Annotated in this window: 15 protein-coding genes; 9 read left to right on the top strand and 6 right to left on the bottom strand. The window is 66.2% G+C overall.

Annotation, left to right across the window (positions count from 1 at the left end; translation table 11 throughout):
- A complete protein-coding gene (locus ACX0GZ_RS04395) occupies nt 1–813 on the top strand; it encodes a class I SAM-dependent methyltransferase (protein ID WP_458813763.1) in 813 nt (270 codons plus the stop codon).
- Nucleotides 814–821: 8 nt separating this feature from the next.
- The gene (locus ACX0GZ_RS04390) at nt 822–2,060 is read left to right on the top strand and encodes a threonine synthase (RefSeq protein ID WP_458813761.1); all 1,239 of its coding nucleotides are present in this window, start codon (nt 822–824) and stop codon (nt 2,058–2,060) included.
- Nucleotides 2,061–2,250: 190 nt separating this feature from the next.
- Here ACX0GZ_RS04390 and ACX0GZ_RS04385 read toward each other — a convergent pair whose 3' ends face one another.
- The 3 genes from ACX0GZ_RS04385 to ACX0GZ_RS04375 all read right to left on the bottom strand — a co-directional run bounded on the left by ACX0GZ_RS04385 (nt 2,251) and on the right by ACX0GZ_RS04375 (nt 4,227).
- Nucleotides 2,251–2,841 carry a fasciclin domain-containing protein gene (locus ACX0GZ_RS04385; RefSeq protein ID WP_458813759.1) on the bottom strand — a complete coding sequence of 197 codons (591 nt, stop codon included), beginning with the start codon at nt 2,839–2,841 and terminating at the stop codon, nt 2,251–2,253.
- An 86-nt stretch (nt 2,842–2,927) separates the two neighbouring features.
- Nucleotides 2,928–3,665: an anti-sigma factor gene (locus ACX0GZ_RS04380; protein ID WP_458813757.1), complete on the bottom strand. Its 738-nt coding sequence runs from the start codon at nt 3,663–3,665 to the stop codon at nt 2,928–2,930.
- Nucleotides 3,658–4,227 (bottom strand): sigma-70 family RNA polymerase sigma factor, encoded by a 570-nt coding sequence (locus ACX0GZ_RS04375; RefSeq protein ID WP_458813755.1) that lies wholly within the window; start codon nt 4,225–4,227, stop codon nt 3,658–3,660. The genes ACX0GZ_RS04380 and ACX0GZ_RS04375 overlap by 8 nt, the downstream gene beginning before the upstream one ends.
- A 131-nt stretch (nt 4,228–4,358) precedes the next feature.
- Between ACX0GZ_RS04375 and ACX0GZ_RS04370 the strand changes: the two genes are divergently transcribed.
- The 7 genes from ACX0GZ_RS04370 to pheT all read left to right on the top strand — a co-directional run bounded on the left by ACX0GZ_RS04370 (nt 4,359) and on the right by pheT (nt 11,309).
- Entirely contained in the window at nt 4,359–5,414 is a 1,056-nt protein-coding gene (locus ACX0GZ_RS04370) for a LacI family DNA-binding transcriptional regulator (RefSeq protein WP_458813753.1), read from the top strand.
- Complete coding sequence (locus tag ACX0GZ_RS04365) at nt 5,404–6,600, top strand: MFS transporter (protein WP_458813751.1); 1,197 nt, start codon at nt 5,404–5,406, stop codon at nt 6,598–6,600. Before ACX0GZ_RS04370 ends, ACX0GZ_RS04365 begins: the two co-directional genes overlap by 11 nt.
- 132 nt (nt 6,601–6,732) lie before the next feature.
- Complete coding sequence (gene rpmI, locus ACX0GZ_RS04360) at nt 6,733–6,936, top strand: 50S ribosomal protein L35 (RefSeq protein WP_458813749.1); 204 nt, start codon at nt 6,733–6,735, stop codon at nt 6,934–6,936.
- Nucleotides 6,937–6,949: 13 nt separating this feature from the next.
- Nucleotides 6,950–7,315, top strand: a complete 366-nt coding sequence (gene rplT / locus ACX0GZ_RS04355; protein WP_458813747.1) for a 50S ribosomal protein L20 — start codon at nt 6,950–6,952, stop codon at nt 7,313–7,315.
- Nucleotides 7,316–7,483: 168 nt separating this feature from the next.
- Complete coding sequence (locus ACX0GZ_RS04350) at nt 7,484–7,816, top strand: GIY-YIG nuclease family protein (RefSeq protein WP_458813745.1); 333 nt, start codon at nt 7,484–7,486, stop codon at nt 7,814–7,816.
- 38 nt (nt 7,817–7,854) lie between these two features.
- The gene (gene pheS, locus ACX0GZ_RS04345) at nt 7,855–8,931 is read left to right on the top strand and encodes a phenylalanine--tRNA ligase subunit alpha (protein WP_458813743.1); all 1,077 of its coding nucleotides are present in this window, start codon (nt 7,855–7,857) and stop codon (nt 8,929–8,931) included.
- A complete protein-coding gene (pheT, locus tag ACX0GZ_RS04340) occupies nt 8,928–11,309 on the top strand; it encodes a phenylalanine--tRNA ligase subunit beta (protein WP_458813741.1) in 2,382 nt (793 codons plus the stop codon). Before pheS ends, pheT begins: the two co-directional genes overlap by 4 nt.
- 97 nt (nt 11,310–11,406) lie before the next feature.
- Here pheT and ACX0GZ_RS04335 read toward each other — a convergent pair whose 3' ends face one another.
- The 3 genes from ACX0GZ_RS04335 to ACX0GZ_RS04325 all read right to left on the bottom strand — a co-directional run bounded on the left by ACX0GZ_RS04335 (nt 11,407) and on the right by ACX0GZ_RS04325 (nt 13,351).
- Nucleotides 11,407–11,625 (bottom strand): hypothetical protein, encoded by a 219-nt coding sequence (locus tag ACX0GZ_RS04335; protein WP_458813739.1) that lies wholly within the window; start codon nt 11,623–11,625, stop codon nt 11,407–11,409.
- 11 nt (nt 11,626–11,636) lie between these two features.
- Nucleotides 11,637–12,428: a DNA adenine methylase gene (locus ACX0GZ_RS04330; RefSeq protein ID WP_458814324.1), complete on the bottom strand. Its 792-nt coding sequence runs from the start codon at nt 12,426–12,428 to the stop codon at nt 11,637–11,639.
- Between the two features lie 188 nt (nt 12,429–12,616).
- Entirely contained in the window at nt 12,617–13,351 is a 735-nt protein-coding gene (locus tag ACX0GZ_RS04325) for a hypothetical protein (protein WP_458813737.1), read from the bottom strand.
- Nucleotides 13,352–13,411: the final 60 nt, after the last annotated feature.

Genomic DNA, 13,411 nt, shown 5'->3' with positions numbered 1-13,411 from the left:
ATGACGAAACGCCACCTGTATCGTCCGATGCTGCTGACTGCCGCGCTGGTCATGCTCGCTGCGCCGATCGCGATGATCGCGCGCACCGCCTATGCCAGCGCACAGGACGATCCGGTCGTCCCCTATGTCCCGACGCCCGAGGCCGTGGTCGACGGGATGCTGGGCATGGCGAAACTCCAGCCCGGCGAGCGATTGGTCGATCTGGGATCGGGGGACGGGCGGATCGCGATCGCGGCGGCGAAACGCGGGGCGCAGGCGATGGGGGTGGAGATCAATCCGCGCCTCGTCTCACGCGCGCGAATGAATGCGGAAATGGCGGGGCAGAAGGATAATGCGCGGTTTGTCCGCGACGACCTGTTCGCGGTGTCGCTGCGCGAGGCCGATGTCGTCACCCTCTATCTGCTGCCACAGATCAACGAGAAACTGCGTCCCAAGTTGCTGACCGAAATGAAGCCCGGCGCGCGCGTCGTCAGCCATGCGTTCGACATGGGCGACTGGCCGCCCGACGAACATGAACGGATCGAGGAAAAGAACGTCTATCTGTGGACGATTCCTGCGGTTGCGGGCGGCGAATGGCGGCTGACACGCGCGGACGGCACGGTCGCGATGCTCACCATCGAACAACGCTATAGCCGCATCACCGGCACATTGGGCAGCGACATGCTGTCGATGGCACGGCTGAGCGGCGACCGGCTGGATTTCACCGCAGGCGGCGTCGCCTATCGCGCCATCGTCGGCGACCGCGCGATCGTCCCCGACCCTCAGGCACCCGCGACTGCCGCGTCCGGATGGCGCGCCGAACGCGCGGAATGAGGATTTCCATGCACGACGACAACCTCACCGCCGATCGCGCGACCTTCGTCACGCATCTTGAATGTTCGATGACCGGGGAACGGTACGAGGCCGACCGGCTGCATGGCCTGTCGCGCGTCGGACGGCCCTTGCTGGTGCGCTACGATCTTGCCGCAGCGGCGCAGGCGATGACGCGCGAGGCGCTGGCGTCGCGCCCCGCCGATCTGTGGCGCTACCGCGAATTGCTGCCGGTGCGGGAAAAGACGAACATCGTCAGCCTGGGCGAGAATGCGACGCCGCTGATCCCGCTGGAGACGATTGCGCGCGAAGCGGGCGCGGCGAGCTTGCTGGTCAAGGACGAAGGGCGCCTCCCCACCGGATCGTTCAAGGCGCGCGGGCTGGTGATGGCGATTTCGATGGCCAAGGAACTGGGCGTCACCACCCTCGCGATGCCGACCAACGGCAATGCGGGTGCTGCCGCCGCCGCCTATGCGACGCGCGCGGGGATCGAGGCGGTAATTTTCTGCCCCGACGACACGCCAGAGATCAACGTTCGCGAGATCGCGGCACAGGGTGCCCGCGTGTACCGCGTCAACGGCCTGATTGACGATTGCGGCAAGCTGGTCGGCGCAGGCGCCAAGGAGCGGGGCTGGTTCGACCTGTCGACGCTGAAGGAACCCTACCGGATCGAGGGGAAGAAGACGATGGGGCTGGAACTGGCCGAACAGCTCGGCTGGCAGCTTCCCGATGTTATTTTCTATCCGACCGGCGGCGGCACCGGGCTGATCGGCATGTGGAAGGCGTTCGACGAGCTGGAAGCGATCGGCCTGATCGGGCCGGAGCGCCCGCGCATGATCGCGGTGCAGGCAGAGGGCTGCGCGCCGATCGTGCGCGCCTTCGATGCGGGCGAGCGCCACGCCACCCGCTGGGAGGACGCACATACCGTCGCCGCGGGCATTCGCGTGCCGCAGGCGGTCGGCGATTTCCTGATCCTCGACGCGGTGCGCGCCAGCGGCGGCGTTGCGATCGCGGTGCCCGATACGGCGATCGTTCAGGCGGTCGAGGATGCGGGCCGCAGGGACGGGATGCTGCTCTGTCCCGAAGGCGGCGCGACGCTGGCCGCCTGGCGGATGGCGCTGGCGGACGGGCGCGTGTCGCCCGACGACCGGGTGCTGCTGTTCAATTGTGCGACGGGGCTCAAATACCCGATGGCCGATCATAGCGGCACGATCGACCGGCACGGCGAAATCGATTGGGCCGCGCTTTAGCCGCCATCCGATGCCGGACATAGCAAGGGCGACGAAAGCCCGTGGGTGATTCGGACTTCCGCCGCCCCGCTCGAGCCGACCTTGGCGTTGCCTGAAACGTAACGCGAGCAACGTCCGGTCGTACTCGAAACGGCCACCGACACGATCTCAGGAGGGAGGCCGCGTGCCGATGGCCGATCCCGATCGGGCGTCAGGGCATCAACACCGTGTCGACGACGTGGATCACGCCGTTGGACTGGTTGACGTCGGCGATGGTGACCATCGACGTGCCGCCCTTGGCATCGGTGATCCGCCAGCCATTTCCGGCGCGGCTGAGCGCGATCGAGCCGCCAGCGACCGTCGTGAGATTGAGCGTCCCGCCGTTACGCGCCGCCTGAGCCGCGATGTCGGCGGCACTCAATCGACCCGGCACGACATGATAGGTCAGGATGCCGGTTAGCATCGCCTTGTTCTCAGGGCGAACCAGCGTATCGACCGTGCCTGCGGGCAATTTGGCGAACGCTGCATCGGTCGGCGCGAAGACCGTGAACGGACCCGGACCCGACAGCGTATCGACCAGCCCGGCTGCCTTGACCGCAGCAACGAGGGTCGTGTGATCCTGCGAATTGACGGCGTTTTCGATGATGTTCCGCGTCGGATACATCGGCGCACCGCCGACCATCGGTACATTCTGATCGGATGCCATCGCGGCATCGTCGCCCATCATCGTCGCGCAACCGCCGGTCGCGGCCATCAGCACGGCTGCGGCAGCCAGCGAAATCCCCTTGGTGAACTCAGTCATGTTCGGCGTGCTCCTCGTGGAATTGGCCCTCCGCCAAGGCGGTAGGGCACGAGGAGATACGGATACCGAGCGACCCCGGATGCGAGTCAGATCGTCGAAATCGTGCCCGCTGCGATCGGCGCGCTCGACGGTGCGTCGTGGGGCGCGCCGTCGGCGGGCTCCATCGTGATGGCCAGCGTCGCGCCGTCGGCCATCATGCCGCGCAGTTCGATCGGCACCGTGACGCGCGTCATCCCGTCGATGGCGACCAGACCGAGCGATCGCGGCACGCCGTCGGCGGGGATCACCCAGAGTTCGGGCGCGAGGTCGCCCGTCGGCATGCCCGCCGATCGGATCATCAATTCGCCGGGTTCGTCCATGTAACGCGCGGCGAGCAGCGCGCCGCCAGGTTCGCCCGCCAGTTGCGCGATCGTCACCGGGCGGTCGGCGGCGACCGGCACCGGCTGGATCACGGGTTCGGGCGCCGGTCGCAGCACGATCGCCGCGAGCAGAACCGCAGCCACCGCGCTGCTGCCGATCGCAGCGGCGCGCCAGCGGCCCAGTCGGCGAGAGATTGCCAAAGGCAGTTCCGCGATCGCAGGGGTTTCCTCGTCGCCGCCCAGCCGCGCCTCGATCGCCGCCCAAAGGGCTGCCGGTGGCGACGCTGAGGCGAACCCGGCGGCCAGCGGCGCGAACCGGTCGCGCCACGCTTCGACCTCGACAGCGAAATCGGCGTCGGACAATTGCAGCCGCAACGCCGCTGCGCGTTCGTCGCCGTCGAGCAGGCCGAGCGCCAGTTCGGCGGCCATCGCCTCGCGATCGTTCATGTCGATGGGATCAGCCATGACCCAGGCACGCTTTCAATTCGATCAGCCCCCGCCGTATCCAGCTTTTCATCGTGCCCAGCGGCACCGCCATGCGCTCGGCAAGCTGCGGATAGGATAGCCCGTCGAAAAAGGCCGCGCGAATCGCACTGGCGCGGCGTTCCTCCAGCGCGTCGATGCAGGTGAAGATGCGCGCGCGAGTCTCCGCATCCTCGGCCATCACATCGGCGCCGATGCGATCGTCGGCGACCGTCGCCAGCGCATCGTCACCGACCGTGACCGGCCCGTTATGCGCGCGCCGCCAGTCGATCGCGGTGTTGCGCGCGATCGTCGCCAGCCAGGTGATCGGGCTGGCGCGCGACGCATCGAACCGCCCCGCGCGTCGCCAGATTTTGAGATAGATGTCCTGCAACACGTCTTCCGCCGCTTCCCGCTCTCCGCAGATACGCAGGGCAATGCCAAACAGCTTCGCGGAGGTGCGATCATAGACGCCGCGCATCGCCGCACGCTCGCCGCGCCCGACCCGTTCGAGCAGCGCAACCAGTTCGGCTCTGGCAGTATCGGCGATGGGGTTCGTGCTCACAGGCGAAAGGGCTAGCGTGCGCACGGCGCGTTGTCACCCGCTTATGGCCGCCGCCTCACGGTCGGTGCGCACGAGCGGTGAATTCCTGGCCCGCCATTGCCCGGCACCCGCCCCATGATCCCGGAGTCCTGATGGCCCGCCCCCGCCAGACCGTCACCATCCGCCACGTCGCCGCCGAAGCCGGAGTATCGCTCCAGACGGTGTCGCGGGTGATGAACGACGAACCGAATGTCCGCCCGGAAATGAAGGACAAGGTGCGCGCTGCGGTGAAGAAGCTGGGCTATGTCCCCAGCCTGGCCGCGCGCCGCCTGTCAGGATCGCGCTCGTACATGCTGCTGTCGTTCCACGACCGCGACCGCACGATCGAAGGGTGGCAGCTGGGCGAAGGGTCCGACTATATCGACCAGATGCTCTATGGCGGGATGCTCAAATGCGCCGAGCATGGCTATCGGTTGCTGATCGAGCTGGTCGACACCCATGCCGAAAATGTCGAGCGGGAGATCGCCGCCGCGCTTGCCGCGGTGCGCCCCGACGGCGTGATCCTGACCCCGCCGCATTCGGACAATCCGGTGATTACCGCGCTGCTCGTCGAACTCGGGGTCCCGTTCGCGCGGATCGGGTCGGACGCCGACGGCGCGGGCTTTCCCATTCGCATGGACGACCGGGCAGCGGGCGAAGCGGCGACGCGCCACCTGATCGAACTCGGCCATCGCCGCATCGGGTTCATCACCGGCGATCCCGAATATCGGCTGAGCGAAGAGCGCGCCTCCGGTTACCGCGCGGCGATGGCGGCGGCGGCGCTTGCGACCGACCCAGCCTGGGTCGCGGCGGGCGATTTCGGCTATGAATCCGGCGAACGCGCCGCATCGGAACTGCTTTCGCTGGCCGAGCCGGTGACCGCGATCGTCGCGTCGAGCGAACAGATGGCGCTCGCCACCCTCCATGTCGCGCGGCGGCGGGGGCTGGACATCCCGCGCGACCTGTCGATCGTCAGTTTCGACGATACGCCGGGCGCGCGGCACGCCATGCCACCGCTGACCGCGATCAACCAGCCGATCGCCAAGATGGCCGAACGCGCCGCGGACTTGCTGATCGCGGCATCCGCGGGGCAAGACGTCGATCGTGGCATCCGCATCCTGCCCTTCGGCCTCGTCGCCCGAGAATCGACCGCCCCGCATGGGGGTTGAGGGCGCGCCGCGCCCGGTTCGGTTCCTGCTGATCTATGCCCTGGCCAATGCGGGCGGCGTCGCCGCATTCCTGCCGCTGCTGACCCTGTTGCTGCCAATCCGGATCGAGGCGCTGGCAGGCGAAGACCGCATCGGCTGGCTGACCGTCGCGGCGATTGCGGGTGCGGTCGCGGCCAGCCTGTCGAACATCGGCTTCGGCATGTTGAGCGACCGCAGCGTCGCGCGCGGGCGCAGTCGCCGCAGATGGATGACGGGCGGCCTGATCGCGACCATCGTCAGCTATGCGCCGATCGCGCTTGCCACCACCCCGGCGATGCTGATCGCAGCGGTTATCGTCTATCAGATCGCGCTCAACGCGTTGCTGTCGCCGATCTATGCGACGATGGCGGACGAGGTGCCCGATGCGCAAAAAGGCGTGGTCGGCGGGATGCTGGCGCTCGCCCAGCCGATCGCGTCGGCGCTGTCGGCGCTGCTGCTGGCGGTGACCTGGTCGTCGGGCGCATGGCTGTTCGCCGCCCTGTGCGCCGCGATTGCCGCGATGGTGCTGCCGCTGCTGCTGAGCCCTGCGATGCTGGTCCCGTCGGCCGCTCCGGCGGCGCACCGTGCGCGACAGGGCCGCCGCAGCCTCGTCCTTGCCTGGGCATCGCGGTTGTTGGTCCAGCTGTCGGGCAATGTGCTGTTCTATTATCTGCTCTATTATTTCGCGGCGGTGGCCGATGCGCCGTCGCAGCGTATGGCGCCGCAGGTCGCGCAACTCGTCACCTTCGCCTTTGCCGTCGCCGCACCGCTGGCGGTGGTCGCAGGCCGCTGGTCCGATCGGAGCGCGCGGCGCAAACCGCCGATCCTGGCGGCGGCGCTGGTGATGGCGGGGGGCCTTGCGATGATGGCGCTGGCGGAGGAATGGCTGGTCGGGGCGGCGGGTTTCGTCCTCTATGCCTGTGGCAATGCGTGTTTCCTGTCGCTGCATACCGCGCTGACGATGGAAGTGCTGCCCGTGCCTGCGCATCGCGGGCGCGACCTGGGGTTCATCAATCTCGCGAACACCCTGCCCGCGATCGCCGGGCCGCTTGTGACCTGGAGCCTGGTGTCGGGACGGGATTTCAGCACCATCCTGATGCTGCTCGCCGCCGCCTGCGTCATCGCCGGTGCCGTGATCCTGCCGGTCGAGCGCCCCCGGCGGGCGTGAAGCGCCACAGAATCGGTTGCAAAACGAAGGCGCTTTCGTTACCGGACCGCCTTTCCGCGATTAGTTGCAGAACTGCCTGGCCAGTGTGGGCTGCCAGGGCCGTTCATAATCGTCGAACACAAGGAGACGAAAATGCCCAAGCTGAAGACCAAGAGCGGTGTGAAGAAGCGCTTCAAATTCACCGCGACGGGCAAGATCAAGCACGGCGTCGCTGGCAAGCGCCACCGTTTGATCAGCCACAACGCAAAATATATTCGCCAGAACCGCGGTACGTCGGTGCTGTCGGAGGCCGATGCCGGCCACGTGCGCCTCTGGGCGCCCTACGGCCTGAAGTAAGAGGAGCCCCGACATGGCACGAGTAAAGCGTGGCACGACCACCAAGCTGAAGCACAAGCGGATTCTGGATCAGGCGAAGGGCTATCGCGGCCGTCGCAAGAACACGATCCGCATCGCGCGTCAGGCCGTCGAAAAGGCAGGCCAGTACGCGTATCGCGACCGCAAGGTGAAGAAGCGGACCTTCCGCGGTCTGTGGATCCAGCGCATCAACGCCGGCGTCCGCGCCGAAGGCCTGACCTATTCGCAGTTCATGCACGGGCTGAAGCTCGCGGGCATCGAACTCGACCGCAAGGTTCTGGCCGACATCGCGATGCACGAAGGCGAAGCCTTTACCGCCATCATCGCTCAGGCGAAGGCGGCACTGCCCCAGGCCGCCTGAGCGTCCTGACAGCGAGTGACATGAGGGGCGTCGGTGGGAAACCACCGGCGCCCTTTTGTGTTTTCCTTCTCCCCCAACACCGTCATTCCCGCGTAGGCGGGAATCCATATTCTCTGACGCCAGTGGCTCAAGCGACGACATGGGTTATGGATTCCCGCCTGCGCGGCAATGACGGGGGGGGGGAGGAATTTGGCCAAGCAACCTTGCGTCTATATTCTGGCCAGCGGTCGGCACGGCACGCTCTACACGGGCGTGACCAGCGACATCATCGTCCGCCTCCATCAACACCGCGAAGGGTTGATCAAAGGGTTCGCATCCCGATACGGGGTCGCACACCTCGTCTGGTTCGAGATGCACGAAACGATGGATGCCGCGATCCAGCGGGAAAAGCGCATCAAGCAATGGAATCGGGACTGGAAGCTCAATCTGATCGAGCGATCCAACCCGGAATGGGTTGACCTGGCAATCGGCCTCGGCTTCGAGCCACTGGCGACAACGTGAATGGATTCCCGCCTGTGCGGGAATGACGAAGGAACGCGATGACTCCCGATCTCGATCAACTCCAGGCTGACCTGCTCGCCTCAATCGATGCGTCCGCCGGCATCGACGCGCTCGAATCGGTGAGGGTCCACGCGCTGGGCAAACAGGGCGCCATTACCGGCCTGCTCAAATCGCTCGGCGCGATGTCGGCTGAGGAGCGCCAGACCACCGGCGCGCGCATCCACGCGCTGCGCGAGGCGGTTACGCAGGCGATTGCAACGCGAAAGGCCTCGCTGGAGGCATCCGCGCTGGAGGCGAAGCTCGCGTCCGAGACGATCGACATGACCCTACCGGTGGACGGCGTCGCGCCCGGATCGGTGCATCCGGTCAGCCAGGTGATGGACGAACTCGCCGAAATCTTCGCCGATATGGGATTCGCGGTCGCGACCGGCCCCGAGATTGAGGACGACTGGCACAACTTCACCGCGCTCAACATTCCAGAGACGCATCCGGCGCGGGCGATGCACGATACCTTCTATTTGGCGGGCGAACATGAACGCCCGATGGTGCTGCGCACCCACACGTCCCCCGTGCAGATCCGCACCATGACCTCGCAGAAGCCTCCGATCCGCATCATCGCGCCGGGTCGCGTCTATCGTTCGGATTCGGACGCGACGCACACGCCGATGTTCCACCAGATCGAGGGGCTGGTGATCGACAAGGGCATCACGCTCGGCCACCTGAAATGGACGCTCGAGACGTTCCTGAAGGCGTTTTTCGAGCGCGACGACATCGTCCTGCGACTGCGCCCCAGCTATTTCCCCTTCACCGAACCCTCGGCAGAGGTCGATGTCGGCTACTCGGTCGTGAACGGAAAGCGCGTCATCGGCGGATCGGAAGGCTGGATGGAAGTGCTAGGCAGCGGCATGGTCCATCCCAAGGTGATCGAAGCGTGCGGGCTCGACCCCAACGAATGGCAGGGCTTCGCCTTCGGCACCGGCGTCGATCGGCTCGCCATGCTCAAATACGGGATGGACGATTTGCGCGCCTTTTTCGACGGCGATTTGCGCTGGCTGAAACATTACGGCTTTTCCGCGCTCGACGTGCCCACGCTGTCGGGAGGAGTCGGCGCATGAAATTCACCCTTTCCTGGCTCCGCGAGCATCTCGCCACCGACGCCACGCTCGACCAGATCGTCGAGGGGCTGACGCGCATCGGCCTGGAAGTCGAAGGCGTCGACAATCCGGGCGAGAAGCTGTCGGCCTTCAAGGTCGCCAAAGTGCTGACCGCCGAACGCCACCCCCAGGCCGAAAAGCTGCAAGTCCTGTCGGTCGATACCGGCGACGGCGTGCTTCAGGTCGTCTGCGGCGCGCCAAATGCCCGCGCGGGAATGCTTGGCGTGCTCGGCCTGCCCGGTGCGACCGTGCCCGCCAACGGCATGGTGCTGAAGCTCGCCGCCATTCGCGGCGTCGAATCGAACGGCATGATGTGTTCGACGCGCGAGCTGGAACTGGGCGACGACCATGACGGCATCATCGAGCTGCCCGCCGCTGCCGAAAGCGCGATCGGCCAGAGCTATGCCGATTATGCCGAGCTGAACGATCCCGTCATCGACGTTGCGATCACCCCCAATCGTCAGGATTGCATGGGCGTGCGCGGCATCGCGCGCGATCTGGCAGCGGCAGGACTGGGAACGCTCAAACCGCTCGACATCCCCACCATCGACGGCGAAGGCCCCGGCCCCGATGTGCGCACCGACGACCCCGAGGGCTGCCCGGCTTTCTATGGCCAGTCGGTGACGGGCGTCGTCAACGGCACCGCCCCCGACTGGATGACCCGGCGCCTGCTGGCGATCGGCCAGAAGCCGATTTCCGCGCTGGTCGACATCACCAATTATGTGATGATCGATCTGGGCCGGCCCTTGCACGTCTATGACAAGGCGAAGCTGTCGGGCGGGCTGGTCGCGCGCAAGGCGCAAGCCGGAGAGCAGGTGCTGGCGCTGAACGGCAAGACCTATACGCTGACCGACGCGATGACGGTCATCGCCGACGACACCCATGTCCACGACATCGGCGGCATCATGGGCGGCGAGGAGTCGGGGGTTCAGGCGGAGACGACCGATGTGGTCATCGAATGCGCCTGGTTCACGCCCGAACATATCGCACGCACCGGACAGGCGCTGACGCTGACCAGCGACGCGCGCACGCGGTTCGAACGCGGGGTTGATCCGGCGTTTCTGGACGATGGGCTCGCAATCGCGACGGGGCTGGTGCTGTCGATCTGTGGCGGCAAGGCCAGTGGTGTCACGCGGGCGGGCGAACCGCCGCTTACGGCGCGCACCATCCGTTACGATACGCAGCGCGCCGAGACGCTGGGCGGGCTCGCCATCGCAGCGGATCGTCAGAAGGCCATTCTCGAACGGCTGGGCTTTGCGGTCGATGCGGACTGGACCGTCACCGTGCCGAGCTGGCGGCGCGATGTCGAAGGCTCGGCCGATCTGGTCGAAGAAGTGATCCGGATCGAGGGGCTCGATAACGTCCCTTCGGTCCCGCTGCCCCGCACGCCCGGCGTCGCCACGCCGACCGCGACGGCGGAACAGAAGCTGGAACGCCGGATGCGGCGCACCGCGGCCGCGCGCGGGCTGAACGAGGCGATCACCTGGAGCTTCATTTCGGAACGCGAAGCCGCCGCGTTCGGCGGCGGTGCATGGACGCTGGCCAATCCGATCAGTGAAGACATGAAGGTGATGCGGCCGTCGCTGCTCCCCGGCCTGCTGTCGGCGGCGGCGCGCAACATGAAACGCGGGGCGGATTCGGTGCGGCTGTTCGAACTCGGCCGTCGCTATCTCGCCGACAAGGAGCGTGCGACGCTGACCGTGCTGCTGGCGGGCGACGCGACCCCGCGCGGGTGGCAGGCGGGCAAGGCAAAGACCTTCGACGCCTATGCCGCCAAGGCCGAGGCGCTGGCGCTGCTGCAAGCGGCAGGCGCGCCGGTCGGCAATCTGCAGGTCATGGGAGAGGCAGGCGATGCCTGGCATCCCGGCCAGTCGGCGACGCTGCGGCTGGGTCCGAAGACCGTCATCGCCGCGTTCGGGATGGTGCATCCCAGCGTGTTGAAAGCGTTCGACCTGTCGGGTCCGGTCGCGGCGGTTGAACTTTATCTGGATGCATTGCCCGCCAAGCGGAGCAAGGATCAAGGCGGCGGCTTCATGCGTCCGGCCTATACCCCGCCCGCCTTGCAGGCGGTGACGCGCGACTTCGCGTTTCTGGTGCGGAGCGAATTGCCCGCGGGCGATCTGGTCCGCGCGGTCAGGGGTGCGGACAAGGCGGCGATCGTCGATGCGCGACTGTTCGACCTGTTCGAAGGCGCGGGCGTCGAGGAAGGGCAGAAGAGCCTGGCGATCGAAGTGACGCTGCAGCCGGGCGACAAGAGCTTCACCGATGCCGAGCTGAAAGCGGTGGCGGACAAGGTGATTGCTGCGGCGGGGAAGCTGGGCGCGGTGTTGCGCGGTTAAAATCCTCCCCGGCACGGGGAGGGGGACCGCCGAAGGCGGTGGAGGGGTGTAGCGTGACAAAAGCTTCTGGAGTCTTTGACACCTAAAGCTGGAGCACTCAATTATCGGTCTCGACGACGACGATCGCGACATCTTGCGGCGAGAAGAAAATTTCGAGGCCATTGGTTTCGCCCTTCACGAGGCCGCTCTCAGTTTGGCTGACGACATTCAACGCGTAGCGCTGCTCAACCCCCTTGAAGGTCACGATCGGCGTGCGCCCCGCCTCGATCATATCGCGCATCACGTTGACCTTCCGGTGCCCAGCGTCGTCAGCCATTCTCTTTCTCCCTATGGTCGGCCGCTGATAATCAGCTCGCGTGCCGGTGTCACCTTCCCGCTCACTCGATAGTTCAGCTCCACCGGCTCCTGGGCGAACCGGCCGAACACGTCTCGGATCATCGGCGTGTCGTTGATCGACAGGATGAAGCGCCCCTCAATCGATCCTAAGAGATCACTTAATGCTGCGAAATCGGCCTCTGAGAACACGCCTTCCCCATAGTCATCCTCGCAACCGGCATAGGGCGGGTCGAGATAGAACAGCGCGCCCGGCCGATCGAGGCGGCGGATGAAGGCGGCGTAGGGCAGACACTCGATCCACACCCCGTCCAGGCGGTCGTGGATGTCCTGCAACAGCGGCTCCAACGTCGAGAGACGCCATTTGCTCGGCTGGCCGTAGCTCAGCCCGAAGTTCCGCTTGCTGACCTGGCCACCGAAGGCGTTGCGCTGGAGATAGAGAAAACGCGCCGCCCGCTCCAGGTCGGTGCAGGTCGCCGGATCGACCGCCATCAGCCGGTCAAACTCGGATCGGCTGGCAAAGCGCCACTTCAGCATGTCCAGGAACGGCTGGTAGTGCCGCTGGAGAATGCGGAAGAGCGTGGCCACATCCTTCGAGATATCGTTGATATATTCCGCCTTCGGCCGACGACGGCGACGGAAGAAGATGCCGCCCATGCCGACGAAGGGTTCGGCGTAGAGGCTGTGTTCAATCGCGTCGATCTGCGCGACCAAGGCGCGGCTGAGGTTTCGCTTGCCGCCGATATAGCCAGCGGGCGTCCCGACCGGCTTTACCGTGTCGAGCATCACGTTCGGGGTAGACTCCATATTAGGTTCAACTCAATAGGCCCCTGCCGGTGCGCCCGGTGAGGGGATCGAACCCGGTCGCGACCGGGCTAGGTGCGGGCCTCAATCCCGCGGCTCGGCACGCGCCAACGTGCCGTCCCCCCTCTTTTTTCGCCGGGGGCTGGCTAAACATCAACGAACTCGACGGTCTAGACCCATTCCTCCAACCCGATCTCCCAGCGGGTCTGCTTGCGGTTTCGCCGTTCGAAGGCGCGCCAGCGTTCGAACAGGCCGTAATGAATGCGCTGGCGCAGGCCGGGCGTGCGATCGACATTCTCGACGATCAGCACCGGGCGCGATTCGCCGCGATCGAGCGCGAGGGCTTCGAGCTGGTCGGCTTCTTCTTCGCTGAGATCGCCCAGCGTGAAATTCAGATGGCGCTTTCGCGCGCCCTCGACGATCGCGAAGCCACCCGACAGCAACGGCGTGACCGATCCCGTGTCGATCGGGCGACGCCCCGCGCCCCATTCTTGGCCCAGCGCAGGCCGAAATGCCTTTCCAACGATCACGATCCCGGCGCTGATCGGCTGACCACTGGTCTGGGTCACACCCAAGCTGACATAGCGGGCGTTGACCGGCGCGCCGTGCCACAGCGCATGGCTGCTCGCACTGCGAATTCCAGCGGCATCAGGCGCGCGCAGTGGCGCTGCCTCCTGAATGGCAAACTCGCCATAGCTGCCAATGCCTCCGGACGCGCGGAAGGTCGCGGCGTCGGCCGGATCGGTGACGAACCCCAGAAATATCGTGTCGATCGACCGCACGCCGCCCAAGTCGATCGTGATCGACGCCTCCGATCCAACAGCATTGTCTCGCCAAATCTCCTTTGGCTCGACGGTGGAGAGGTTCTGTGCGCCGGAACCGCGCGACGCGCCGATAGGTTTCACCGGCGAACGGCGTCAGCGTGCCGGGCTTGATGCCGATCTTGGGCGCGATCTGCGACCAGG

The organism is Sphingomonas aestuarii, from assembly GCF_054457155.1.
This window is presented reverse-complemented; position numbering and strand designations above follow the sequence as displayed.